General features: G+C 75.3%; 15 protein-coding genes. 3 read left to right on the top strand and 12 right to left on the bottom strand.

Features of this window, described 5'->3' with window-relative positions:
- Positions 1 to 69: 69 nt before the first annotated feature.
- From A6F73_RS12760 to A6F73_RS12775, 4 genes are all read right to left on the bottom strand, one after another.
- Positions 70 to 1,473 carry a dipeptidase gene (locus tag A6F73_RS12760; protein WP_063347906.1) on the bottom strand — a complete coding sequence of 468 codons (1,404 nt, stop codon included), beginning with the start codon at positions 1,471 to 1,473 and terminating at the stop codon, positions 70 to 72.
- 145 nt (positions 1,474 to 1,618) lie between these two features.
- On the bottom strand, positions 1,619 to 4,498 hold the full coding sequence (locus tag A6F73_RS12765) for an ABC transporter permease (RefSeq protein ID WP_063347907.1): 2,880 nt from the start codon (positions 4,496 to 4,498) through the stop codon (positions 1,619 to 1,621).
- Complete coding sequence (locus A6F73_RS12770) at positions 4,495 to 5,259, bottom strand: ABC transporter ATP-binding protein (protein WP_063347908.1); 765 nt, start codon at positions 5,257 to 5,259, stop codon at positions 4,495 to 4,497. The genes A6F73_RS12765 and A6F73_RS12770 overlap by 4 nt, the downstream gene beginning before the upstream one ends.
- Positions 5,260 to 5,409: 150 nt before the next feature.
- Positions 5,410 to 6,042: a PadR family transcriptional regulator gene (locus A6F73_RS12775; protein WP_063347909.1), complete on the bottom strand. Its 633-nt coding sequence runs from the start codon at positions 6,040 to 6,042 to the stop codon at positions 5,410 to 5,412.
- A gap of 78 nt (positions 6,043 to 6,120) precedes the next feature.
- Here A6F73_RS12775 and A6F73_RS12780 point away from each other — a divergent pair, with 78 nt between their 5' ends.
- Entirely contained in the window at positions 6,121 to 7,098 is a 978-nt protein-coding gene (locus A6F73_RS12780; protein ID WP_063347910.1) for an endonuclease/exonuclease/phosphatase family protein, read from the top strand.
- Position 7,099: 1 nt separating this feature from the next.
- Here A6F73_RS12780 and A6F73_RS12785 read toward each other — a convergent pair whose 3' ends face one another.
- The 4 genes from A6F73_RS12785 to A6F73_RS12800 form a co-directional block, all read right to left on the bottom strand.
- Complete coding sequence (locus A6F73_RS12785) at positions 7,100 to 8,287, bottom strand: PP2C family protein-serine/threonine phosphatase (RefSeq protein WP_079135641.1); 1,188 nt, start codon at positions 8,285 to 8,287, stop codon at positions 7,100 to 7,102.
- Between the two features lie 191 nt (positions 8,288 to 8,478).
- On the bottom strand, positions 8,479 to 11,697 hold the full coding sequence (locus A6F73_RS12790) for an ATP-dependent DNA helicase (protein WP_063347911.1): 3,219 nt from the start codon (positions 11,695 to 11,697) through the stop codon (positions 8,479 to 8,481).
- A gap of 32 nt (positions 11,698 to 11,729) precedes the next feature.
- On the bottom strand, positions 11,730 to 15,047 hold the full coding sequence (locus tag A6F73_RS12795) for an ATP-dependent DNA helicase (protein WP_063347912.1): 3,318 nt from the start codon (positions 15,045 to 15,047) through the stop codon (positions 11,730 to 11,732).
- A gap of 158 nt (positions 15,048 to 15,205) precedes the next feature.
- A complete protein-coding gene (locus tag A6F73_RS12800) occupies positions 15,206 to 15,559 on the bottom strand; it encodes an MGMT family protein (protein WP_244293374.1) in 354 nt (117 codons plus the stop codon).
- Positions 15,560 to 15,702: 143 nt separating this feature from the next.
- On the opposite strand from A6F73_RS12800, the gene A6F73_RS12805 reads away from it, so the two are divergent.
- On the top strand, positions 15,703 to 18,459 hold the full coding sequence (locus A6F73_RS12805) for a lysylphosphatidylglycerol synthase transmembrane domain-containing protein (RefSeq protein WP_244293375.1): 2,757 nt from the start codon (positions 15,703 to 15,705) through the stop codon (positions 18,457 to 18,459).
- Between the two features lie 74 nt (positions 18,460 to 18,533).
- Here the strand turns inward: A6F73_RS12805 and moeZ are convergent, their stop codons facing one another.
- From moeZ to A6F73_RS12825, 4 genes are all read right to left on the bottom strand, one after another.
- Complete coding sequence (gene moeZ, locus A6F73_RS12810) at positions 18,534 to 19,712, bottom strand: adenylyltransferase/sulfurtransferase MoeZ (RefSeq protein WP_063347914.1); 1,179 nt, start codon at positions 19,710 to 19,712, stop codon at positions 18,534 to 18,536.
- A 228-nt stretch (positions 19,713 to 19,940) separates the two neighbouring features.
- On the bottom strand, positions 19,941 to 20,930 hold the full coding sequence (locus A6F73_RS12815; protein ID WP_063347915.1) for an NAD-dependent epimerase/dehydratase family protein: 990 nt from the start codon (positions 20,928 to 20,930) through the stop codon (positions 19,941 to 19,943).
- A gap of 118 nt (positions 20,931 to 21,048) precedes the next feature.
- Entirely contained in the window at positions 21,049 to 22,149 is a 1,101-nt protein-coding gene (locus A6F73_RS12820) for a hypothetical protein (protein ID WP_063347916.1), read from the bottom strand.
- The gene (locus A6F73_RS12825) at positions 22,149 to 23,828 is read right to left on the bottom strand and encodes a DUF3492 domain-containing protein (protein WP_063347917.1); all 1,680 of its coding nucleotides are present in this window, start codon (positions 23,826 to 23,828) and stop codon (positions 22,149 to 22,151) included. Before A6F73_RS12825 ends, A6F73_RS12820 begins: the two co-directional genes overlap by 1 nt.
- Positions 23,829 to 24,637: 809 nt before the next feature.
- Here A6F73_RS12825 and A6F73_RS12830 point away from each other — a divergent pair.
- On the top strand, positions 24,638 to 25,288 hold the full coding sequence (locus A6F73_RS12830; RefSeq protein ID WP_063347918.1) for a TetR/AcrR family transcriptional regulator: 651 nt from the start codon (positions 24,638 to 24,640) through the stop codon (positions 25,286 to 25,288).
- Positions 25,289 to 25,297: the final 9 nt, after the last annotated feature.

A 25,297-nucleotide genomic window follows, 5' to 3' on the forward strand; every position in this document is an offset into this window, starting at 1 on the left:
TTCGTTCCATCCCCACGTGATGAATCATCCGGATGAGTGATCTGACTGCCATGGTGTGCCCGCGCGGGATCACGCGCCGGGCCGGAAGTTCTCGGCCAGGTCCCCCCACAGGTACGCGGCCGTCTCCACGCCCTTGGCCAGCAGGTCCAGTTCGACCTTCTCGTTGACCGAGTGCCAGCCGTCCGAGGGCACCGAGATGCCGAGGAACAGCACCGGCGCGCCGAGCACGTCCTGGAGGTCGGCGGCCGGGCCGGAGCCGCCCTCGCGGGTGAAGAGGATCTTCTGCCCGAAGGCCCGGCCCATGGCGCGGACGGTGGACTGCAGCGCCGGGTGGTCCAGCGGGGTCAGGCAGGGCCGGGTCGCGCCCGGGAAGGTCAGCTCGTGGCGGACGCCCTCGGGCACCCGCGCGGCCACCCACTCCCGGACGGCCTCGCGCACCTTCTCCACCTCCTGCCCGGCGACCAGCCGGAAGGACAGCTTGAGGTGCGCCGAGGACGGCACGATGGTCTTGCCGCCGGGGCCGGTGTAGCCGCCCCAGACGCCGTTGACCTCGGCGGTCGGGCGGGCCCAGACCCGCTCCAGGGTGGAATAGCCGGCCTCGCCCCGGGTGCCGTACGACTTGGCGACCCTGAGCCACTGCGCCTCGTCGAAGGGCAGTTCGGCGAACAGCTCGCGCTCGCGGTCGGTCAGCTCGATCACGCCGTCGTAGAAGCCCGGGATGTCCACCCGGCGGTCGGCGTCGTGCAGGCCGGCCGCCAGCTCGGCGGCGACCTGCGCCGGGTTGGGGACGGCGCCGCCGAAGGAGCCGGAGTGGATGTCGGTGTCCGGGCCGTACAGGTCGATCTGGGCGTCGGCCAGGCCCCGCATGCCGGTGCACACGGTCGGCGTGGTCTCGGACCACATGCCGGTGTCCGAGATGACCACCACGTCGGCGGCCAGCCGCCCGGCCTCGCGCCGGACCAGGTCGGCGAAGTGCGGCGATCCGGACTCCTCCTCGCCCTCGATCAGCAGCTTGAGGTTGACGGCCGGCGCGGTGCGGCCGGTCGCGGCCAGGTGGGCGCGCACGCCCAGGGTGTGGAAGAACACCTGGCCCTTGTCGTCGGCCGCGCCGCGGGCGAACAGCCGCCCGCCGACCACGGTCGGGGTGAACGGCTCCGTCTCCCAGCCGTCCTCCTTCGCGGCGGGCTGCACGTCGTGGTGCCCGTAGACCAGGACGGTCGGCGCGGACGAGTCCCCGGAGGGCCACTCGGCGAACACCGCCGGCAGGCCGTCGGTCTCCCACACCTCGGCCACCGGGAAGCCGGTGTCGCGCAGCTTGGCGGCCAGCCACTCGGCGGAGCGCCGCACGTCGCCGGCGCGGGCCGGGTCGGCGGAGACCGAGGGAATGGCCAGCCACTCGGAGAGGTCGGCGAGGAAGCCGGCCTGGTGCTGGTCGATGAAGGAGCGGACGACGCTGTCCGGAGTTCTCGTCATACCGACGACTTTAGTTCGCCCGTGCGGGTGCCCGCCCCGGCCGTCCGGCTGCCGGGCGCCGTTGGGGCTGTAACCTCCGTCACCCCCGCCCGCGCCCCCGGATTGGAGGGGGCGCGGACGGGGGTGACGGGAGGGTGCACGGACCTCAGCCGGAGCGGCGCAGCAGGGAGATCCGCGAGCGGGTGAGCAGCGCGGCCAGGCCCGCCGCCAGCAGCGGCAGCGCCACCACGGTGAACCCGATGGTGAGCCACGGGAGGACCACGACCGACTTGTTGGCGATCATCTCGGCGGGCATCCCGGGGACGGTGGCCGCCGCGCCCTGGACCTTGCGCAGGGCCACCGCCGGCACGATCCCGCAGACGGTGCCGAGCAGGGTGCCCATGGCGGCGATCACCCCGCACTGGAAGCCGGACAGCGTGCGCCGGATCCGGGGCTCGGCGCCGACCGCCGCGAGGGTGGTCAGGTCGCGCTGGGAGTCGGCGGCGGCGAGTCCGGTGGCGATTCCGGCCGCGCCGAGGGCGACGATGCCGGCGAAGATCGACAGCCCGAGGCCGATCAGGTCGGCCCTGGACTGGTAGCCGCGCTCGATCGAGAGGACCTCCTGGTCGGTGAGCTTGGCCAGCGCCCCGTTGGCCTTCTGCTGGGAGCCGTCGGAGGGGGAGCTGTCGGGCAGCCAGACCGACCCGGTCGGGGCGGTGGTGAGGCCGAGCCGGGTGGCGGTGTCGGGGCTGATCACGGCCTGGCCGCTGGCCGGCACCGCCGCGGACGCGAGGACGGCGTCGACGGAGATCTCGGTGTGGCCGCGCTTCCGGGGGGACGGCCCGTGGGACGACCCGACGGTCTCCTCCATCGGATCGTTCAGCTCGACCGCGATCTTGCCGTCCTTGAGGTAGCGCGCGTCGAAGACCACGGCCTTGCCGGCGGCGAGGGCCTGCCCGGCGGCCGGGTCGGTGACGCCGTAGAGGTTGTGCAGCAGGGTGGCGTCGCCCGCGGAGAGGTTGCTGAACTGGTTGCCGCGGTGGCCCGAGACCTGGCAGCGCGGGTCGGTGCCGAGGATGCGCTCCGTCTCGCTGGTGCTGCGCTCGGTGTCGTCGAGGACGGGGCAGCGCAGTTCCTCGGGCAGCGCGACCTGGATGTAGCCGCAGCGGCTGCCGCCGTCGGCGCAGTCGCCCTTGTAGTTGACGCGCTGGACGTCGGCGCGCGGCCCGAGGGCGGGGATGTTGCGTTCCACCGCGTCGCGCATCTGCGGCAGCAGATTGCCCTCGGAGGCGGGCAGCCAGCCGCTGCCGAGCAGGACGGCGCCGGAGGGGGCGGCGGCGGTGTACTCGCGGCGGTTCCCCTCGTCGTAGCTGGCGAGGTAGACGCTGACCGCGACGGTGCCGGCGACGGCGGCCATCACGGCGGCGACGGCGGGCGCGGTGCGGCCGCGGTGGCGCACCGAGTCGCGCAGGGCGAGCCGGGGGCCGAGCGAGAGCCAGCGGCCGAGCCGGCCGAACAGGCCGACCAGGTAGGGCGTCAGGGCGACCATGCCGAGTTCGGCGACGGCCGAGCCGCCGAGGACGGACAGGCTGCGGTTGGCGAAGCCGCTGGTGGCGCCGAGCAGGGCGAGCGCGGAGCCGCCGCCGAGCATCAGCAGGCCGACCACGGCGAGCCTGCGGCTCGGGGGCTTGAGCGAGTCGCGGCCGGTGAGCGCGGCGACGACGTCCTGGCGGGAGGCCTGGACGGCGGGCACGACGGCGGCGAGCAGGCCGGTGACCAGGCCGACCAGGAGCACGCCGAGCAGGTCGAGCGGCTGGAGGTTGAAGTGGCCGAAGCGCTGGCCGGCGTACTCCTCGGCCCGGGTGCGCAGCAGGGCGACCAGGCCGATGCCGAGTCCGAGGCCGACGACGGCGCCGGTGACGCCGAGGACGATGCCGCCGCCGAGGACGACGGCGCGGATGTTGGCGCGCTCACCGCCGCCGGCGGCGAGCAGGCCGAGCTGCCGCCGGGAGCGCCTGGCCCCGACGGCGAAGGCGGGGCCCGCGAGGAGGACGATCTCCAGCAGGGCCATGCCGACGACGGTGGCGAGGATGACGACGGAGGTGCGGTCGAGGTAGCCGGGGGTGGGGCCGCCGCGCTTGTCGGCCTCGACGTAGTAGGGGACGTCGGCGCGGGCCGGCGGGTCGAGCAGGACGGCGCGGGAGGCGAGGGCGAAGCCGTAGCCGCCCAGTTCGGTGACCTTGGGCCAGTCGAGGGTGGCGCCGGCGGGGAGCTTGACGAGCCAGCGGGTGGGCGCGTCGGTGCCGGCGTTGCGGCTGCGGTCGGCGCCGGGGAGCTTGGCGAGCTTGCTGATCAGGGTGCCGGGCCGGGCGATGATCTCGGTGGCCGTCAGTTCACCGGGGTACTCGACGACGCCGGTGATGGTGAAGGGGCTGTCCTCCAGGCCGCGGACGGCGGTCCGGTCGCCGATCTTGAGGCCGGAGCGGGTGAGGAAGTCCCGGGTGACGGCGGCTTCGCCGTCGGTGGCGGGGGCGCGGCCCTTGACCAGGTTGACGCGGCCGTTCCAGACCGGGTCGGTGAGGTCCAGTTCGGTGGTCCCGGTGCTGAGCAGGCCCTGGGAGCTGCCGGCGGCGATGTAGGGGCCCTGCCGCTCGGGTACGAGGGTGGCGCCGGGCGGGAGCAACTGCTTCGCCAGTTCGGCGGGCTCGGTGTCGAGGCTGCGCTGCTGGGCGGGGGTGTACTGGGGGGCGGCGCCGTTCTTCGCCTCGTCCTTGGCGCTCTTGGTGGTCATTCCCTTGTCGGGGTCGGGCGCCTGGAGGACGGTGGAGCCGCGTTCGACCATCTGCAGTTCGCCGGCGGCCTGGCCCATGACGCGCACGACGTGTTCGGCGGGTTCGAGGTCGGCGCTGCGGAAGACCACGTCGGCGCCGGTGACGCCGAGGACGGGCAGCGCGACCATGGCGATGACCAGGGCGCTGCGGCCCTTGGCCCGCAGGGCGTCGCGGCGGGCGATGCGCAGGGCGACCCGCCAGGCGCTGAGCTTCACTCGTCCACCTTCATGCTGTTGGTGGCGGCGCTGACGAGCAGGCTGGCGGCGTCCTGGCTGACGCTCTCGTCGACCATGCGGCCGTCGCGCAGGAAGACCACGCGGTCGGCCCAGGCGGCGTGCCGGGCCTCGTGGGTGACCATCATGGCGGCGGCGCCGGCGTCGCAGCGGGCGCGCAGGACGGCGAGGACGGCCTCGCCGGTGGTGGAGTCGAGGGCGCCGGTGGGCTCGTCGGCGAGGACGAGGCGGCGCTCGCCGATGAGGGCGCGGGCGATGGCGACGCGCTGCTGCTGGCCGCCGGACATGTCGTCGGGGAAGCGGTCGGCGAGCTCGGGGATGCCGAGCTCCTCCAGGGCGGCGAGCGCCTCGCGGCGGGCGGCGCGGGCGGAGAGGCCGTCGAGTTCGCGCGGCAGCGAGATGTTCTCGCCGGCGGTGAGGGCCGGTATCAGGTTGTAGTCCTGGAAGACGTAGCCGATGGAGCGGCGGCGGACCTGGGCGAGCCGCTTGCGGTTGAGCCCGCCGAGGGCGACGCCCTCGACGAGGACCTGGCCGGTGGTCGGGGTGTCCAGTCCACCGGCGAGGGTGAGGAGCGTCGACTTGCCGGAGCCGGACGGGCCCATGACGGCGACGAACTCGCCGGGGTGGACCTTGAGGTCGATGCCGCGCAGGGCTTGGACCTCCGCGGCGCCTTGGCCGTGGACTCGGGTGACGTTCTCCAGGTGCAGTACCGGCGTCTGCCGGGCCGGGTCGGTGTGGGACATGGTTCCCCCCTTGTGCTGGTGGTGGGCTCGGCGTCGGGTCCGGGCCGATGGTTCGGGTGGCCGCCGGGGTCAGGTGCGTCAGCGGCGGGCGGGGTCGGGTGCGTGGGCTACGGCGGGCGAGGTCAGGTGCGCGCGGTCAGGCGGGCGCGGTCAGGTGCGCGAGCGTCGGCGGGCGGGCCTGGCGGCCGTGGCGCCGCCGTCGCGGGCGGCTTCGGCGGCGCGGGCCTGTTCGGTCTCCGCGTGCTGGTGGAGCCGGGTCTCGCAGTGGTCGAGCCAGCGGATCTCGGCCTCGGTCTGGAAGATCAGCTGGTCGAGGACGAGCAGCCAGGCCAGGTCGTTGCTCGCGGAGGGCGCGATGCCGGGCCGTGACTCCCCGGCCAGCGCGCGGCCCTTGAGCCGGGTGTAGTCCTGGAGTGCCTTGATGCTGTGGCGGCGCTGGCCCTGGACGACGGCGGAGACGTCCACCCCGGGGACGGTGACGGCCATGGCGAGCTTGATGGCCAGTTCGTCGCGCGGGGGGTTGGTCCGGGGCACCGGGGTGTCGAACCAGGCCCGCAACTCGGTGCGCCCCTCCTCGGTGACGGCGTAGAACTGGTGGCCCTCGTCGTCCTCTCCGGCGGGCTCGACCAGGCCGTCCCGCTCCAGTCGGGACAGCGTGGTGTAGACCTGCCCGACGTTGAGCGGCCAGGTGGCGCCGGTGCGCGCCTCGAACTCGGTGCGCAGTTGGTAGCCGTAGCGCGGGCCCTGGTCGAGCAGGGCGAGCAGACCGTGTCGGATGGACATACTCAGTATGTATACCCGGTATGCCCTACAGGCTCAAGCCGCGCCCCCTCCCCCGGCGAGCGGGTACCGTCGTGCGGTGTGAGCCAGTTGCGCATCGCCACCTTCAACCTGCTGCACGGTCAGCCGCTCGCCCCGGACGGCGCCCCGCGGCCCTACCCCGCCGACGCCGGCGGGCCGCTGGCGGAGGCGGTGGCCGCGCTGGACGCCGACGTACTGGCCCTGCAGGAGGTGGACCGCCACCAGTCCCGCTCCGGCGGCACCGACCAGGCCGCGGTGGCCGCCAAAGCCATGGGGGCCGCCGACTGGCGGTTCGCCGCCGCCCTGCACGGGCGCCCGGCGCCGGTCGCGGGCTGGGTGCCGGAGCCCTCCGTGCCCGGCGGCCTGCGGGTGTACGGGCCCGGCGACGTCGGCGACGGCGCCCCGCCCTCGTACGGCACCGCGCTGCTGACCCGGCTGCCGGTGCGGCACTGGCGGGCCCGCCGGTTCGCCCCGGCTCCGTTCGGACTGCCGCTGCGGGTGGCCGGCCGGCGCGGGCTCACCCCGGTGCCGGACGAGCCGCGGGCGGCGCTGGCGGCCGTGCTGGAGGGCGACCACGGCCCGTTCACCGTGGTGGCGGCGCACCTGTCCTTCGTCCCCGGGTGGAACATGGCGCAGCTGGCCGGCATCCGGCGGTGGATCGCGGACCTGCCACAGCCGTACCTGGTGCTGGGCGACTTCAACCTGGTCGGCGCGGTGCCGCGCACCGTCCTCGGCGGGGCGACCGCGCTGGAGCGCACCGCGCCCCGGGCGCGGGTCCGGGTCCGGGAGCTGCGGGCGGCCCGGCGGGCCCGGCCGGCCCTGGCCGAGCCGCGCCGGCGCCGGGTGCGCGAGCCCCGCCCCCGGCTGCAGGGCTGGTACGACCTGGCCCGCACCCCGACGTACCCCTCGCACCGCCCGGCGGTGCAGTTCGACCACGTGCTGGCGGTCGGTGTGCCGCGCGCCGCGGTCGGCCCGGCGGCGGCGCCGCGCGCGGCGGTGTCGGACCACCGGCCGCTGCTGGTGGAGGTCTCGCTCTAGATCAGCGCTGGCGGGACAGGATGCCGTGCTGGTGCGGTAGTTGGGGGCCGGCGGCGGGGGCCGGCGCGTACTGGAGGAGCAGCATGGCCGCGTCGTCGCCGAGTTGGCGGCCGACGTGGCGCACCACGTCCTCGTGCAGGCGCTGCAGGACGTCCGCCGGGCGGCCGTCGGCGCAGCGCGGGAGGCGTTCGGCGAGCGGGTAGAAGGCGCCGGAGCGGTCGCGGGCCTCGATCACCCCGTCGGTGAACAGTAGGACCCGGTCGCCGGGCCGCAGTGCCACCCGGTGCACCGGCGGCCGGACGTCGGCCGGGTCGAGGACGCCCAGCGGCGGGACGGTCTCGGCGAGTTCGAGCGGCCGGACGTCCCCGCCGCGCAGCAGCAGCGGCGAGGGGTGGCCGCAGTTGACCAGTTCCGCGGTGCCGTCCGCGCCGACGCCGATCAGCACCAGGGTGACGAACTCCTCCTCCACGCCCGGGTGGTCGTTCTCGTGCAGGGCCCGGTCGAGGCTGACGGCCAGCCAGCCGGCGACCCGGTCCAGTGCGGGCTCCTGGTGCGCGGCCTCGCGGAAGGCGCCGAGGACGGCGGCGGCGGTCTCGACCGCGCCGAGGCCCTTGCCGCGGACGTCGCCGACCACGGCCCGCACCCCGTGCCGGGTGTTGACCACCTCGTACAGGTCGCCGCCGATCCTGGCGTGCGCGGCGGCGGCCTCGTAGTGGACGGCCGCCTGGACGGTGCCGACCCGCTCGGGGACGGGCCGCAGCAGCACCCGGCGGGCGATCGAGGCGACGAGCTGGGCGTCGGCCAGCGCCCGCTCCTGGCGCAGCCGAAGGGTGGCGCTGACCCAGCCGATCAGGGCGACCAGCAGGATCGCGAAGACGCTGGCGGCGTGCACGGACTGGTCGAGGGCGTCGCTGCGGAAGGCCATCAGGAAGGCCACCGCCTCGGTGAAGAGGCCGATGGCGAGCGGGTACCAGGTTCGGTGGCTGACCACGGCGGCCAGCGCGGGGACGGCGGTGAGGGCCGGTTCGACCGTCACCTCGGTGTTGCTGACGAAGTCGAGGGCGACGATCAGCGCCATGCCGATGAAGGGCAGCGCGAGCGCCGTCCTCGGCCAGGTGCCGGTCGTGCCCGGAGCGGGTCCCGGGGTCGGCCCGGTGAACCGCTCTCTGATCCATCCGGTCGCGCTCAACGTCGGTTACTCCAGCAGAAGACGCCGATGCCCGGGGGCACCTGCGGTGATGACTGAGGGTTAGGGAATGCGGGCCTCGCTGGCGGCCGGAGCACGGGGGTTGACCGGTTACCGACCCCACAATAGGCACGAAACGTGCATGGCGCACAGGTTTCGGGCGCTGCCGTGATGACTTGAATGCTCTGCGTGACTCATTCTTCACTGTTCCCGATCAGGAGCCGTTCCAACTCTTTTCGGTCGGGAAGTCCTGTCGGACGGACGATCCGCCCGCTGCGGACGTACAGGAAGGAAGCCGTGACCTGCTCCGGCGGAACGCCCGCCTGCTCGGCCCAGGCGATCCGGTAGACCGCGAGCTGCAACGGGTCGGCGGTCTCCTCGCGGTGGGTCTTCCAGTCCACCACTTCGTAGCGTGACGCGCCACCGGTTACTGACGTCACGTCACCGTCCCGGTATACCGCGTCGATCCGGCCGCGCACCACCCGCCCCCCGAGCACCAGCTGGAACGGCGCCTCCACCCGGTGCGGCCGGCGCTGGGCGTACGGGGTGCGCAGGAACGCCTCCTTGAGCCGCTCCAGGTCCTGCTCGTCCTCGATGCCGTCGTCGTCGGCGCCGGGCAGCGCGCCCGGCTCGATCAGCAGCAGCGGTTCGATCCGGGACTGCACCCAGGCGTGGAAGCGGGTGCCCCGCCGGGCGGCCGGCTGCGGCGGGCGCGGCATCGGCCGGGCCAGGTCGCGCGCGAAGCCGTCCGGGTCGGCGGCCAGGCGCAGCAGTTGGGTGGCGGACAGCGCGGCGGGCAGCGGCACGTCGCGGGCGGTGCGCCGGGAGCGCTCCAACTCGCCCAGCAGCGCGGTGAGGTCGCGGTCCCAGGAGGCCGCCTGGCGCTGGTCCTCGGCGGCCATCGGCTCGGGTTCGGGGGCGGGCGCGCCGGCCAGCCGGGCGTGCACCACCTCGGCGACCCGGCGGCGGGCCAGCTGGGCGGCCGGGTCCAGCGGAAGCGGCCAGGGGCGCTCGACGGGATCGGCCAGCGCCGGGTTCTCGGCGCCCTTCTCCGGCTGCTCGGCCCAGTGCTCGACCTCCCCGGCGCCGGGCCGCTCACAGTGCTCGCGCAGCTGCTCCAGGAAGGCGGACGGGCCGCGGACGGTCTTCTGGCTGGGCCCCCACCAGTGCCCGGAGGCCAGCAGCAGCGTGCGCGGGCGGGTGAACGCGACGTAGCCCAGGCGCAGTTCCTCGGTGCCGGAGTGCTCGGCCAGCTGCCGCTTGAACGCGGTCATGGCCTTGCCGTCCCACCCGCCGCGCACGTCGGGCAGGGTGTCCGCGTCGCCGCGCAGGGCGTGCGGGAGCACCCGTTTGCTGCTGGTCCAGCGCTCGCGCGAGGTGGTGGACGGAAACGAGCCCTTGACCAGGCCGGGGACGGCGACGACGTCCCACTCCAGGCCCTTGGACTTGTGCGCGGTGAGCACCTTCACGGTGTCCTCGCCGCCGGGCAGGCTGCTGTCCAGGCCGCGCTCGTACTCCTGGGCGGCGCGCAGGAAGCCGAGGAAGGCGGCCAGGCCGGGATCGCCGTCGAGGTCGGCGAAGGAGGCGGCGACGTCCAGGAAGGCGTGCAGGGTCTCGCGCCGCCGGGCGGCCAGCGCCTGCGGGGAGGCGGCGAGTTCGACCTCCAGGCCGGTGACGGCCAGCACCCGGTGCAGCACGTCCATCAGCGGGTCGGCGAGCGAGCGGCGCAGGTCGCGCAGCTCCTGGCCGAGGCGGGCCAGGCGGACCCTGGCCTCGGCGGAGAAGGGCAGTTCGTCGGGCTGCTCCGCGTCGAGGAAGGTCTCCACCGCGTCGGCGAGCGAGACCACCTCGGTGGGGTCGGCCTCGGCGACGGCCGCCGTCAGCGCCTCCACGCCCTCGGGCCGGTCGGTGCGCACCAGGTCGGCGGCCCGGCGCCCGAGCAGGGCGAGGTCGCGCGGGCCGATCCGCCAGCGCGGGCCGATCAGCAGGCGCACCAGCGCGGCGTTGGCGGTCGGGTCCTGGAGCACCTCGCAGACCGCCACCAGGTCGGCCACCTCGGGCAGTTGCAGCAGCCCGCCCAGGCCCACCACCTCGACCGGCACCTCGCGGGCGACCAGGGCGGCGTGGATGTCCGGGAAGGCCGCGCCGCCGCGGCACAGCACGGCGATCCGGCCGGGCGCGGTGCCGGTGCGCACCAGGTGGGCGATCGAGTCGGCGAGCCAGTCGACCTCCTCGGCGTGGGTGGGCAGCAGCGCCGCCCGCACGTAGCCGTCCTGCTCGGCGCCGGGGGCCGGGCGCAGCGCCTCGACGCCCTCGTGCATGGCCCGCAGCGGCGCGGCGAGTTCGTTGGCGAAGGCGAGCAGCCGGCCGCCGCTGCGGCGGTTCTCGCTGAGCGCGTAGCGGGCGGCGGGACTGCCGTCGGCCTTCGGGAAGTGCCGGGGGAACTCGTCGAGGTTGGCGACGGAGGCGCCGCGCCAGCCGTAGATCGCCTGGCAGGGGTCGCCGACGGCGGTGACGGGGTGGCCGGCAAAAGGATGACCGGGACCGGGGCCGGCGCCGAACAGGCCGGCCAGCATCAGCCGCTGGGCGACCGAGGTGTCCTGGTACTCGTCGAGCAGCACGACCCGGAACTGGCCGCGGAGCAGCGCGCCGACCTCGGGCCGCTGCTGGGCGAGCCGGGCGGCGGCGGCTATCTGGTCGCCGAAGTCCATCAGCCCGGCGGTGTGCTTGCGGCGCCGGTAGTCCTCGACCAGGCGCAGCAGCTCCAGCCGGGCCCGGGCGGTGGCGGGGACGGCCCGCAGGTCGTCGTTGGTGAGCTTGACGGTGGCGAGGGTGTCCAGCAGGTCCTCGTCGTGGGCGCGCAGGGTGTCCGGCTCGACCAGGTGCTCGGCGAGTTCGCCGTCCAGGGCGATCAGGTCGGCGACGAGGTTGGCGAAGGTGCCGGTGAGCGCGGGGAACGGGCCGCGGGCGGTGCGCAGCACCTTGGCGGCGAGCTGGAAGCGGGTGGCGTCGGCGAGCAGCCGCACGTCGGGTTCGATGCCGATCCGCAGGCCGTGCTCCTTGAGCAGCCGGCCGGCGAAGGCGTGGTAGGTGGAGATCTCCGGTTCGCCGAGCGGCTCCGCGCCGTCCTGCCCGGTGACGCCGGCCCGCAGCAGGGCGGTGCGCACGCGTTCGGCGAGTTCGCCGGCGGCCTTGTTGGTGAAGGTGAGGCCGAGCACCTCCTCGGGCCGGACGGCGCCGGAGCCGACCAGCCAGACCACCCGGGCGGCCATCACCGTGGTCTTGCCGGAACCGGCGCCGGCCACGATCACGGCCGGTTCCAGGGGGGCGCCGATGGCCGCCATCTGCTCCCGGTTGAACGGGATGCCCAGCAGCTCCTTGAGCTGGTCGGGATGGCTGAGCACGGCGGTCACCCCGCAACGTTAACCGGAGCGGCGGACAACCTTCACTCGACGAGTTGCGCCCCGTCCCGCTGGGCGGAGCAGCTGCGGCGGAAGGTGCAGCGGTCGCAGCCGCCGCCGGTCTGCGGGACGAAGCGCTCGGCGAGGACCCGGCCGGCCGCGTCGGCGAGCAGGTTCTCGATCCACGGCTCGCCCTCCGGCGGGTCCTGCCGCTGCACCTTGGGGGCGTCCTGGGCGGCCTTGGCGGCGGGCTCGCGCAGGTGGACGAGTTCGGCGCCGCCGGTGGCCGGGGGGCGGTCGGCGAAGCCGGGCAGTTCGTTGAGGGCCCCGGCGCGGACGGCGAGCTGGTAGACGGCGAGCTGCTTGTGCTCGGGCAGCGACTTGTCGGTGGGGATCTGCTTGCCGGTCTTGAAGTCGACGACGTAGGCGCGCCCGGCCGCGTCCTTCTCGACCCGGTCCATCGAGCCGCGGATGCGCACCGAGACGCCGCCGGCGTCGAGGGTGACGTCGAAGCCGTGCTCGGTGGCGACGAGGTCGCGGCCGCGTTCCAGCACGTGCCAGTTGAGGAAGCGCTCCAGGGCGGCGCGGGCCTGGGTCTTCTCCTGGTGGGACTTCCAGGGCGCGTCGAAGGCCAGCGCGTCCCAGACGGTGTCCAGGCGTTCCATCAGGACGGCGAGGTCGGCGGGGGTGCGCCCGGAGCCGACCTCGTCGGCGAGCGCGTGCACGACGTTGCCGAAGCCCTGGGCGGCGGAGCCGGCCGCGCGGGCCTTGACCTCCTTGTCCAGGAACCACTGCAGCGAGCAGTTCTCCAGTTGTTCCAGGCCGCTGCCGGACAGCCGCACCGGCAGGTCGGCGCTGCGCAGCGGGTCGGGGGCGGCGGTGGCGTCGGCCAGGCCCCACCAGCGGTCGGGGCGGGCGGCGGGCACCAGCGGCTGGCCCTCGTCGTCGGTGGCGGTGGCGAGCAGGGCGAGCCGTTCGGCGGCGGCCCGGCGCAGTTCGGGCGAGCGGGCCGGGTCGACGGTGACGGCCCGCAGTTCGGCGACCAGTGCGGCGACGGACAGCGGGCGGCGCGGGCGGTGGGTGACGTCCTCGACGACGACGGGCGGGGTGCGGCGCACGACCCTGCCGGTCCGCGGGTCGACGTCCTCGCGGTAGAGCTCGCGCAGGAAGCGGGAGGGCTCGTCGCCGTCGTCGGCGGGGGCCTTGACGGCGGTGACGATCAGCCGTTCCCGGGCGCGGGTCGCGGCGACGTAGAAGAGCCGGCGCTCCTCGCCGAGCAGGGCGCCCGGGGAGAGCGGTTCGGCGAGGCCGTCGCGGCCGATCCGGTCGGCCTCCAGCAGGGAGCCGCGGCGGCGCAGGTCGGGCCAGAGGCCGTCCTGGACGCCGGCGACGACGACCAGGCGCCATTCCAGGCCCTTGGAGCGGTGGGCGGTCATCAGCCGGACGGCCTCGGGGCGCACGGCCCGGACGGTGAGGGTGTCGGCGGCGATGTCCTGGGCGTCGAGCTCGGCGAGCAGGTCGAGGGCGCCGCGGTGGCCGGTGACCTGCTCCTCGGCGCGGGCTGCGGTCTCGAACAGGGCGCACAGCGCGTCGAGGTCGCGGTCGGCGTTGCGGCCGGCGGCGCCGCCGCGCAGGGCGGCCCGTTCCAGGCGTTCGCGCCAGCGGCGGCTGCCGTCCCACAGCTCCCAGAGCGCCTCCTCGGCGGTGCAGCCGCCGGCGAGGCGTTCGCGGACCTTGCGCAGCAGGGTGCCGAGGTCGCGGGCCCGGCGGGCGTGGGCGGGGTCGAGGGCGATCAGCCGCTCGGGTTCGGCGAGGGCCTCGCGCAGCAGGTCGCCGGCCGGGCGGGGGGCGGCCGGGTCCCCGTCGGCGCGCAGGGCGGCGCGTTCCTCCTCGCGCAGGGCGCGGCCGAGGCGGCGCAGGTCGGAGCCGTCGAGGCCGCCGAGCGGGCCGGTGAGCAGGGCGTGGGCCAGGTCGGTGGTGAGCGGGTCGGGTGTGTCGGGGTCGCCGTGCCGGTCGCGGGCGGCCTGCTCGGCGCAGACCCGCAGGGCGAGCAGCAGGTGGGCGACGGCCGGCTCCTCGCGCAGCGGCAGGTCGTCGCCGTCGATCTCCAGCGGGACGCCGGCCGCGCTGAGCGCCCGCCGCACGCCGGGGATGGAGCGGGCGCCGGCCCGGACCAGGACGGCCATCTCGCCCCAGGGCACGCCGTCCTCCAGGTGGGCGCGGCGCAGCAGGTCGGCGATCGAGTCGAGTTCGGCGCCGGGGGTGGGGTAGGTGTAGACCTCGGCCCGGCCGCCCTCGCGGGAGGGCAGCAGCGCGCGGTGCTGGGCGAGCTTGTCGGCGGGCAGCCGGCCCATCGGCATCCGCCGGGCGAGCTCCCGGGAGGCGGCGAGCAGGACGGCGCCGGAGCGGCGGGAGACGCGCAGCACCTTGACGTCGGCGGGTTCGCCGTCGGCCCGGCGGAAGGTCTGCGGGAAGTCGAGGATGCCGTTGATGTCGGCGCCGCGGAAGGCGTAGATCGACTGGTCGGGGTCGCCGACCGCGACGAGTTCGCGGCCGCCGCCGGCCAGCTGGCGCAGCAGCCGGACCTGGGAGGGGTCGGTGTCCTGGTACTCGTCGACGAACACCACCTCGTAGCGCCGCCGCAGTTGTTCGGCGACCTCGGGGCGTTCGGCGAGCAGGACGGCCCGGTGGACGAGTTCGGCGTAGTCGAGGACGCCGCGCAGGTCGAGCACGTCGAGGTAGTCGGCGAGGAAGTGCGCGGCGGCGGCCCAGTCGGGGCGCTGGACGCCCTGGGCGAAGCGCTCCAGTTCGGCTTCGCCCAGGCCCAGCTCGCGGCTGCGGGCGAGGACGGCGCGGACCTCGTCGGCGAAGCCGCGGGTGGTCAGGCAGGCCCGCAGGTCGAGCGGCCAGTGGATCCGGGAGCTGCCGAGCTTCGCGTCCTCGGCGCCGCCGGCCAGCAGTTCGCGGACCATGACGTCCTGCTCGGGGCCGGAGAGCAGCCGCAGCGGTTCGGCGTAGTCCTGCGGGTCCTGGTGGGCGCGCAGCAGGGCGTAGCTGAAGGAGTGGAAGGTGGTGGCCTGGGGGGCGGCCGAGGAGGAGCCGAGCCGGGCGGACATCCGGTCGCGCAGTTCCGTCGCGGCCTTGCGGCTGAAGGTGAGGACGAGGATGCGCTCGGGGTCGGTGCCGTGCTCGATCCGCCGGGCGACGGCCTCGACCAGGGTGGTGGTCTTGCCCGTCCCGGGGCCGGCGAGCACCAGCAGCGGCCCGCCGCCGTGCTCGACCACGGCGCGCTGGTACTCGTCCAGCACGGGTGGGGCGGGCTGGACGAGCGGGCTGCGCACGAGCCGGTACGGGGAACTCACGGAGGCGGATCCTGGGGTTGTGCTGGAGGCGTGGCCGGGCGGGCCCGCCGGGGCCCGCCCGTATCGAGCCTACGATCCTGCCCCGTCATTCCCGTCCGCGCGGCGGTTTCGCGGCATCCCCGGTCCGCGGCGACCTCACTCCGCGTTCCGCGGCGGCCTCATGGCGTGGCGCCCGGCTCCCGCCCGTCCCAGCGGGCCCGCCGCAGGTCGACCCGGGGCGGGTCGGCGAGTTCGCGCAGCGGGGTGCCCTCCTCGCCGTAGTGGGCGAGGGCGCGGTGCTCGTGTCCGGGCAGGAAGCGGCCGTCGGCGCGGATGACCCGCCACCAGGGGACCGAGCCGCCGTACAGGGCCATCACCCGGCCGACCTGCCGGGGGCCGCCCTGGCCGAGGTACTCGGCAACGTCCCCGTAGGTCATCACCCTGCCGGGTGGAATCCGCTCGGTCAGGTCGAGCACCAGTTCGGCGAAGGGTGGCAGGGTGTCCGGGAGGCCGTCGTCTGTTACGTCCGTCACCTGCGGCATTCTTCCTCACGGGGGCGCACCCGCGGCCCCGTACGAACGATCCGCCGCGCCCGATCCGGCCCCTGTCCAGCACGGGGCGCCGAGGCATGCCACCATCTTCGGGGCGGTGAGTGGTGATACGAGGACAAGACCAGATGACCGGGACGGCTGACGTGGGTGTGGACGAGGACTCCGACGAGTCCGCCGCCGCCGTGCCCTCGGCTCCCGGTGATGGGCCCGCGACCGGGCCGACACCGGAAGTCTCCCTGATCAAGGACCTGACGATCAAGACCCCCGCGCCCGCCGAGGCCTCCGAAGAACCCGCCGAACCCGCCGAAGCCCCCGGGGAACCGGCCGCCGAAGCCCCCGGGGATCCGGCCGCCGCCGCGCCGCCGGCCCGGCGCCCGCTGCCCGACTACCACGACCCGCTGGGCGACACCCCGCACCTGGACGTCGACGAGCCCCTGCTCGCCGCCCGGGCGCACCGCCCGTCCGACCTGATCCGCTTCCTGGCCGGCGTCCTCGGCATAGTCGCCGTCTTCGTGCTGGCGGGCATCGCCACCTCGACCACCACCGGCATCGAACAGGACATCGCCACCAACGCGCCGCACTTCTCCGCGGTGCTCTCCACGATCACCGGCCTGCTCTCCAGCGTCGCGGTGCTCGCCGTACCGCTGGCCTTCGCGGTCGAGCGGCTGATCAAACGCGACGGCCTGCGGGTCGCCGACGGCGTGCTCGCCTCGGTGCTCGCCTACGGCGTCTCGCTGGGCATCGACTGGTGGGTGGCCGAAGGCGCCTCCGACCACATCCGGGACGCGCTGACCAGGCTGCCGATGGACAGCAACGGCACCCTCACCGACCCGGTGCACGGCTACCTCGCCCCGGTGATCGCCTACATGACCGCGGTCGGCATGTCGAGCCGCCCCCGGTGGCGGGTCGCCCTGTGGGTGGTGGTGGTCTTCAGCGGGATCACCGAACTGCTCGGCGGCTACACCACCCCGCTGTCGCTGCTGCTCACCGTCCTGATCGGCTGGTCCGTCGCGTACGGCACGCTGTACGCGATCGGCTCCCCGAACATCCGGCCCACCGGCCAGCACCTGATGATCGGCCTGCGCAAGGTCGGCTTCACCCCGGAGAGCGCCCACCGCGCCCCGGACGCACCCGGCGGCACCCGCCGCTACTACGTCACCCAGCAGAGCGGCCCGCCGCTGGACGTCCACATCATCGACCGCGAGCAGCAGGCCTCCGGCTTCTTCTACCGGGCCTGGCGGCGGCTGCGGCTGCGCTCGGTGGCGGTGCGCCGCAGCCCGCAGTCGCTGCGCCAGGCGCTGGAGCAGGAGGCCCTGATCGCCTACGCGGCGGCCGCCTCGGGCGCCCGCGCGCCGCAGCTGGTCGCCACCTCCGAGCTGGGTCCGGACGCCGCGATCCTGGTCTACGGCAAGGTCGAGGGCCGCATCCTGGACGAGCTCTCCGACGAGGAGGTCACCGACCAGGTGATGGCCTCGCTCTGGGAGTCGGTGGCGGCCCTGCACGAGCGCCGGATCGCCCACCGCCGGCTGACCGGCGAGTCGCTGCTGGTGGTGGACGAGAGGACGGCCTGCCTGGTCAACCTCTCCGGCGGCGACATCGCCGCCACCGACCTGACGCTGCGCATCGACGTCGCCCAGCTGGTCACCACCTTCGCGCTGCGGATCGGCCCGGAGCGGGCCGTCGCCACCGCCAACGCGGTGCTCGGCGCCGACCGGGTCGCCCAGGCGCTGCCGCTGCTCCAGCCGGTCGGGATGAGCCGCTCCACCAGGGTCGACCTCTCGCGGCTCACCAAGGAGCGCAAGACCGTCGCCCGGGCCAGGGCGCTGGAGCAGGTCGCGGCCGGCGAGCGCACCCAGCAGCAGGCCGAGGAGGACATCGCGGTGGCCGGCGAGGACCTGCTGAGCCGCATCCGCGGCCAGATCCTCCAGATCGCCCCCGAGGCACCGATGGAGCCGGCCAAGCTGGAGCGGCTGAAGCCGAAGAGCCTGATCATGGTGATCGCGCTCACCTTCGCCGCCTACCTGGCGCTGACCACCATCAAGCCGGCCCAGCTCAAGCTCTCCCAAATGGACTGGGTCTGGGCGGCGGCGGCCCTGCTGGCGGCCGCGTTCAGCTACGTCGCCGCCGCGATGAGCCTGACCGGCTTCGTCCCGGAGAAGCTGCCGTTCCGGCGCACCGTCGCGGCCCAGCTGGCCGGCTCCTTCGTCAAGCTGGTCGCGCCCGCCGCGATCGGCGGCATCGCGCTCAACACCCGCTACCTGCAGAAGGCCGGGATCCGCTCCGGCCAGGCGGTGGCCTCGGTCGGCGCCTCCCAGCTGGCCGGCCTGGCCGGGCACCTGCTGCTGCTGTTCAGCTTCGGCCTGATCACCGGCAGCCAGACCAACGGCGACCTGTCCGCCTCCCGCGCGGTGATCATCGGCGTGCTGACCGCCGCCGTGCTCGCCCTGGTGGTGGCGGCGGTCGCGCCGCTGCGCCGGTTCGTGCTGGGCCGGCTGCGCTCGCTGTTCTTCGGCGTGGTGCCGCGGATGCTCGACCTGATGCAGACGCCCAGCAAGCTGGTCACCGGCTTCGGCGGCATCCTGCTGCTGACCCTGTCCTTCACCGCCTGCCTGGACGCCTCGGTGCAGGCCTTCGGCGGCGACGTCAGCTTCTCGGCGGTGGCGGTGGTCTTCCTGACCGCCAACGCGGCCGGCTCGGCGATCCCCACCCCGGGCGGCATCGGCCCGGTCGAGGTCGCCCTGATCGGCGCCCTGACGGTCGCGGACGTGTCGCCGGCGGTCGCCACCCCGGCGGTCTTCCTCTACCGGGCGCTCACCTTCTGGCTGCCGGTGCTGCCGGGCTGGATCTCCTACAACATGCTGCAGCGCCGCGGCGCGCTCTGACGTCCACCGGATACGCGGAAGGGCCCGCCGAGGCGGGCCCTTCCGGTACGTTCCGGCGTCTACGTTCCGGCGTCCTAGTAGACGGGCTTGTGCGGCTCGATCTGGTTGACCCAGCCGAGCACGCCGCCGCCCAGGTGGACGGCGTTGGCGAAGCCGGCCGCCTTGACCACGGCCAGCACCTCCGCCGAGCGCACGCCCGACTTGCAGTGCAGCACGATCTTGCGGTCCTGCGGCAGCTTCTCCAGGGCGTCGCCCATGAGGAACTCGTTCTTCGGGATCAGCACCGCGCCGGGGATGTTGACGATCTCGTACTCGCCGGGCTCGCGGACGTCGATCAGGAAGATGTCCTCCTCGTCGTCCTGCCACTGCTTGAGCTGCGCCGAGGTGACGGTCGAGCCCGCGGCGGCGGCCTGCGCCTCCTCCGACACGACGCCGCAGAAGGCCTCGTAGTCGATCAGCTCGGTGACCGTCGGGTGCTCGGAGCAGACGGCGCAGTCCGGGTCCTTGCGGACCTTCACCTGGCGGTAGTTCATCTCCAGGGCGTCGTAGATCATCAGCCGGCCGACCAGCGGGTCGCCCACGCCGGCCAGCAGCTTGATCGCCTCGGTGACCTGGATCGAGCCGATGGACGCGCACAGCACGCCCAGCACGCCGCCCTCGGCGCAGGAGGGGACCATGCCCGCCGGCGGGGCCTCCGGGTAGAGGCAGCGGTAGCAGGGGCCGTGCTCGGCCCAGAACACGCTGGCCTGGCCGTCGAAGCGGTAGATCGAGCCCCACACGTACGGCTTGCCGAGCAGCACCGCGGCGTCGTTCACCAGGTAGCGGGTGGCGAAGTTGTCGGTGCCGTCCACGATCAGGTCGTAGCCGGCGAAGATCTCCATGACGTTGGAGTTGTCGAGGCGCTCCTCGTGGAGGATCACGTCGACGTAGGGGTTGATCTCCTTGACCGAGTCCCGCGCCGACTCCGCCTTGGAGCGGCCCACGTCCGACTGGCCGTGGATGATCTGGCGCTGCAGGTTCGACTCGTCGACCACGTCGAACTCGACGATGCCCAGCGTGCCGACACCGGCCGCGGCCAGGTACATCAGCGCGGGCGAGCCCAGGCCGCCGGCGCCGACGCACAGCACCTTGGCGTTCTTCAGCCGCTTCTGCCCGGCCATGCCCACGTCGGGGATGATCAGGTGGCGGGAGTACCTGCGGACCTCGTCAACGGTGAGCTCGTCAGCCGGCTCGACCAGGGGTGGCAACGACACGGGGACTCCGATGGGTGTCTGGTTCAGGTGGCCTGGGCCAGCCTCATGGTGGTTGCTGCGCCGCCACGCGGGTGGCTCCTAGGCCAACAGTGTCACGCCCCTCCGGTATTCCGAGACAGCTCGTCCGATGGGCGAGACAGCCGGCGTCGGATCGTGGGACCGCCCGCCGGAGCCCGGAAAAGCGCCCCAGGCCTGTGCCGACAGGCCCGGGGCGCCCCCGGTGACCGCTCAGACCCGGCAGGCCGTCTCCAGCCAGACGTCCCCGAGCGACTCCTCCAGCGGCACCTGTGTCCGCCAGCCGAGACGGTCCCGGGCGGTGCGCACGTCCGCCTGCCGCCACGGCACCGGCTCCCCCGTCGCGACCCGGCCCTCCGGCCGGTGGCCCTCCACCCGGTGGCCCGGCAGGTGGTGGCCGGGCAGGTGGTCGCCGACCGGGCCGCCGGCCTGCGCGGGCAGCAGGACCTGCCGGTTCTCCTCGACGATCGCCCCCTCGAAGCCGGACGCCCGGACCAGCAGCTGGGCCGCGTCCCGGGCCCGGACGGCGTGCCCACTGCCGATGTTGACCACCCCGGTGGCGGCCGACACCGCCGCCGCCTGGATCGCCCGCGCGACGTCCCGCACGTCCACGAAATCCCGGTATCCGGACAGGTCCGGCATCCGCACCTGGGCCTCGTCCCGCTCCAGGGCCCGCCGCAGCCCCTCCGCGAGCCGCCCGAACAGCGAGGCGGTCGGCGCCCCCGGGCCCACCACGTCGAACACCCGCAGCACCGCCGCGTCCAGGCCCGACGCCAGCACCAGCTCCGTCCCGGCCAGCTTGGACACCCCGTACGGGCCGACCGGCCGCGGCTCGGCCTGCTCCGACACCGGCACCCCGCCCGGCACCGGGCCGTACTCGGCGGCCGAGCCGACGTGCACCAGCCGGGCCGGCTCCCGGCTGCGCCGGATCGCCTCGCAGACGGTGGCGACGGCCAGCGTGTTCGACCGGATCAGGGTGCGCGAGCTGCCGTAGGTGGCGCCCGCGCAGTTGATCACCACCTGCGGCGCGACCGCGTCCAGGAACCGGGCCAGCGCGCCCGGGCTTCCGGTGGTCAGGTCGAAGCGGATGTCGGCCGAGTCGCGCCGGCCGAGCACCGTCACCTGCAACTCCTGGTCCATGAGCAGACGATCGGTGACCCGGCGGCCGATGAAACCGTCGGCGCCCAGCAGCAGCACCCTCATCGGGGGCGTCCTTCCACGAAGCGAGGTCGGGGACGACCTGGCGGACTGAAATCAAGAGCGGACTGAGTGAGAGCAACGAGAAGGGGGCGGCACCCGGGGCCGCACCGGCGGGCGGGGCTCAGCGGTGCGAACCGGCCCGGCCGAGCACGGCCCAGGCGTACGCCAGCAGCACCGCGGCGACCGCGCCGCCGCCGAGCAGCCCGGCCGTCGGCCCGGAGCGGCCCAGGGCGAGCAGCCCGAGCACCACGGCGGGCCCGGCCAGCGCCCCCGCCGCCGCGGCCGTCGTCCGGCCGCAGCGGGCCAGCAGCGCGGGCAGCACCAGCAGCAGGCCCAGCACGCCCTGCGCCGCCCACTGCGCGGCGCCGGCCCGTTCGGCCGCCAGGTGCAGCAGGCCCCCGCCGTGGCCCGGCCCGGGGCGCGGCGCGAGGACGGTCAGCACCGCCAACGCGGCGAAGGTCAGCACCGCGAGCACCGCCAGGTGCAGGGCGACCGCCACCGGGAGCACCGGCCGCATCCGGGACCGGAACTCGGCCAGCGTGGCCGCCGCGCCGAGATGGCCGCGGCCGACCTGCCGGTACCAGCGGGCCGCCCGCTCGGCCGACCCGGCCGACACCGCCCCGGCCAGCACCAGCGCGGCGGTCAGCCGCCGGTCCCCGTCCGCCGCGGTCAGCGGGAGCAGCAGCAGCGCGGCCAGGCCCAGCCCGTACCCCAGCGCCGCCGGGCGCCACCGGGAGCCGGCCCGCCGCGGCGCCCGCGCCGGGCCCAGCCCGTCCACCGCGCGGCAGGGGCCGGTGCACGGCGGCCCGGGCTCGGCGGCGGGGTCCGCGGCCAGGGCGGGCACCAGCACCAGCGGGACGGCGGCCGGCAGCAGCACCGGCCAGCGGGCGCCGAGCGCGACCACGGCCGCGCAGGGCAGCGCGGCCAGCGCGGCGGCGGTCAGCGTCGCCCGGGTCGCGGCGGCGCACTCCCGGCCCGGCGGCGGCTCCGGCGGGGGCGGGCGGCGGGGCACCCGCGCGTACAGCTCCTCGGCGAGCGAGAACAGGTCGGCGTGCCGGCAGCGTGCGGCGGCCTGCGGGCCGAGCCCGGCCTCCTCCAGTCCGGCGGCGATCTCCAGCGGGTCGACGGCCCGCTCGCACAGCGCCCGGTGCTCGGCCATCACCTCGCGCACCGGATCCCCCACCGGGCTCCCGGGGCCGCCCGGCGCCGCGCCGCCCGCCATCAGACGGCCTCCGCGAGGGCGCCGGGGCGCTCTTGCGCGCCGGCGTCGCCGCCCTCGTCCTCCGACCGCTCGGACCCGGCCGGCCCGGCGCCGTGGCGGCCGTCGGGGCCGTCCGCCGCGTCCGGGGCGCCCTGGCCGTCCGGGCCGTCCGGCGCGCGGCGGCCGTCGGCGAGCCAGTACTCGGCGGGCCGGGCGAACGGGCGCGGCGGCTCCCCCGCCGCGCCGCCGGCCCCACCGCCGGGGAAGGCCGGGTACTGCGAGACCAGTTCCAGGTAGATCTCCCGGAAGGCGCCGATCACCGGCTCCACGGCGAAGCGTTCCTGCGCCCGCAGCCGCCCGGCCAGCCCGAGCCGGGCGCGCCGCTCCTCGTCGCGCAGCAGCGCCAGGCAGGCGCCGGCCAGCGCGCGCGGGTCCCGGGCGGGCACCAGCAGCCCGGTCGGCCCGACCACCTCGCGGGCCACCCCGACGTCGGTGGACACCACCGCCCGGCCGCTGAGCATCGCGTCCGCGAGCAGCCGGGGGCTGCGCTGGGACAGCGCGGAGAAGACGGCCAGCGTGCCGCCCTCCCAGACCTCGGCGAGCGAGCCGGGCCGCCCGGCGAAGTCCACCGCCGCGGCCAGTCCGAGCCGCTCGGCCAGCGCCGCGCAGTGCGCCCGGTAGCCGGGCGCGGCCTCCTCGCCGTGGATCACCAGCCGGGCCCGCGGCAGGTCGGCGTGCACCTGCGCGAAGGCGTGCAGCATCAGTTCGGTGTCCCGCCCCGGCTCCAGCGCGCCCGCCCACACCAGGGTCGGCGCGGCGGGCTCGGGCCCGGCCGCCGGGCGGACCACTGCGGGCGTCCCCTCGTACACCACCCGGGTGCGCGCCGGGTCGGCCCCGCAGCGGCGCTGCCACTGCTGGTCGTGGGCGCTGCCGGGGGTCAGGACGGCCGCCTGCCGGTAGGTCTCCTCGGTGAGCGCCCGGAAGTACGCCAGCAGCAGCGCCCGGACCGGCCACCGGTACGGCGCCTCGCGGTAGCCCAGGTACTGCTCGCGCAGGTGCAGGCCGTGCTCGGTGACCACGAACGGCACCCCGTGCAGGTACCGGGCGACGAGTGCGGGCAGCGCCGCGGGGCCGCCGCCGACCACGTGGCACAGGTCGGCGCCGCCGAGGCCGTCGGGCCCGGTGCCGTACCAGGGCGCGGACAGCGGCCGCAGGCACTGCTCCAGCAGGTCCGCCGCGACCAGCACGTCGCGGACCAGCGGCTGCCCGGCCGAGGTCTCCGCGCCCGGCAGCCGCCAGACCCGCTCCAGGGTGCGCCGGGCGTGCGCGGAGGCGAGGAAGGCGGGCAGCGTGCCGTCCTCCCGGGCGAGGACGGCCAGCCGGTACAGCCCGGCCCCGAAGCCGGCCCGCTTCCCCGGCAGCACCAGGGCTCTGACCAGGTCCTCGTACGCCCGGGCGTACTGGCGTCTGCGCAGCGCGCCGGGCACCCGGCCGCCCGGCCGGCGCCCCCACAGCGCCAGCTCGCGTGCCCCGCGCCAGGCGGGGGACGGCCGCTCGGCGGCGCCCTGGCCGGCCTGGCCGGTCAGCAGGTACAGCCCGAACTCGTGCTCCGGCAGGCCCGCGGCCAGCCGGTCGCACCAGCCTCCGGCGCCGCGCCGGGAATGTGGGCGGGCACCCTCGGTGAGCAGGGCGATGCGCACGGGAGACCTCCAGGGCAGAGCGGATCACGGGCGGGCGGATCACGGGCGGGCGGGATCGGCGGATGGCTTGAGCGGCTTGAGTGGTCACCGGGGCGGCCCCGCACGGCGGCGGGGACGGTCCGGGGGCGAGGAGTGCGGTCGGCCGGGTACGACACCGCGACGCTCCCCCGGGGCGGGGCACCACCGAGCGGTGGTGCGGCCGTCCGGCCCGACGGTCCGGCCGCGCCCCTCCCGCGATCCGTTCCCCCGGGCGCACGCCCGTTCCGGCGGGCCGGGCCCGACCCGCCGGGCCCCCTGGGTGCGGCCGCCCCCGGATTTCCCCGGCGTCCGCGGCCTCCCCCACACCTGTTCGGTCCGACAGCAGAAAGGTAGGACCGGGCCCGGGCAATCCATCGGTCACATGCCTGGTTGCCACCTGAACGAGTGAACGAGCGTGACCTCCCCCGAACCGGGCCGTTACCGCGCGGTCCGCGCGATCGGGCGCCGGTCGCCGACCTCCCCGCTCATGACGGACGATGGGAGTGACCTTGTTCGCCGCCGCGAGGGGTCCCCGGGTCCGCGATGCCCGGCCCGTGCTCCGCGCTCGGTGACACCGCCGGTGCGGTGCGTCACGAGGTTCGGATTCCGGCGGCCGGAACGGCCGTTCCGGCCCCTGTCACACCCCTGCCGACGCCGAGGTCAGCGCCGTATTGTGGGCTCCTGACAAGGAGGCCGAGGTCCTTTTCTCACTCCCGCCGAACGCGGAAGCGGTTACCGAAAAGTAGAATCGGCCCTCTTGCCAGCCCCGAACAACCGAAGTGAGGAGCGCCGTGACGGCCATCCAGGAGGCGCAGGAGCGCCCGCGCGGTGCCCGCCTGCCGCGAAGCGCCCGCCGTGAACAACTGCTCGGTGCCGCCCAGGAGGTGTTCGTCGCGCAGGGTTACCACGCGGCCGCCATGGACGACATCGCCGACCGCGCCGGGGTCAGCAAGCCGGTGCTGTACCAGCACTTCCCCGGGAAGCTGGAGCTGTACCTGGCACTGCTGGACAAGCACTGCGACGCCCTGGTCGAGTCGACCCGCGACGCACTGTCGACGACCACCGACAACAAGCTCCGGGTGGCCGCGACGATGGAGGCGTACTTCAACTACGTCTCCAGCGAGTCCGGCGCGTTCCGCCTGGTCTTCGAGTCGGACCTGACCAACGAGCCGGCCGTGCGCGAGCGGGTCGAGCGGGCCTCCGAGGCGAGCGCGACGCTGGTCAGCAAGGTGATCCAGGAGGACACCGACCTGCCCGAGGCGGAGTCCAAGCTGCTCGCCGCCGGGGTCTGCGGCCTGGCCCAGATCACCGCCCGGTACTGGCTGTCGCAGGGCCTGGACATCCCCCGCGACGAGGCGGTGCGGCTGGTCGCCAGCCTGGCCTGGCGCGGGCTGAAGGGCTTCCCGATGCACCCCGTCTCAGAGGGCGGGGAGGCCCTCTAGCAGGGGTGA

It is taken from the genome of Streptomyces sp. MJM8645 (genome assembly GCF_001625365.1).
Taxonomy (GTDB): Bacteria; Actinomycetota; Actinomycetes; order Streptomycetales; family Streptomycetaceae; genus Kitasatospora.

What these genes read in the sequence shown, in the direction of transcription:
- A6F73_RS12770 (WP_063347908.1), bottom strand. Translation starts at nt 5,259, where the DNA reads ATGTCCCACACCGACCCGGCCCGGCAGACGCCGGTACTGCACCTGGAG.
- A6F73_RS12775 (WP_063347909.1), bottom strand. Translation starts at nt 6,042, where the DNA reads ATGTCCATCCGACACGGTCTGCTCGCCCTGCTCGACCAGGGCCCGCGC.
- A6F73_RS12805 (WP_244293375.1), top strand. Translation starts at nt 15,703, where the DNA reads ATGACCGGGACGGCTGACGTGGGTGTGGACGAGGACTCCGACGAGTCC.
- A6F73_RS12815 (WP_063347915.1), bottom strand. Translation starts at nt 20,930, where the DNA reads ATGAGGGTGCTGCTGCTGGGCGCCGACGGTTTCATCGGCCGCCGGGTC.
- A6F73_RS12820 (WP_063347916.1), bottom strand. Translation starts at nt 22,149, where the DNA reads ATGGCGGGCGGCGCGGCGCCGGGCGGCCCCGGGAGCCCGGTGGGGGAT.
- A6F73_RS12760 (WP_063347906.1), bottom strand. Translation starts at nt 1,473, where the DNA reads ATGACGAGAACTCCGGACAGCGTCGTCCGCTCCTTCATCGACCAGCAC.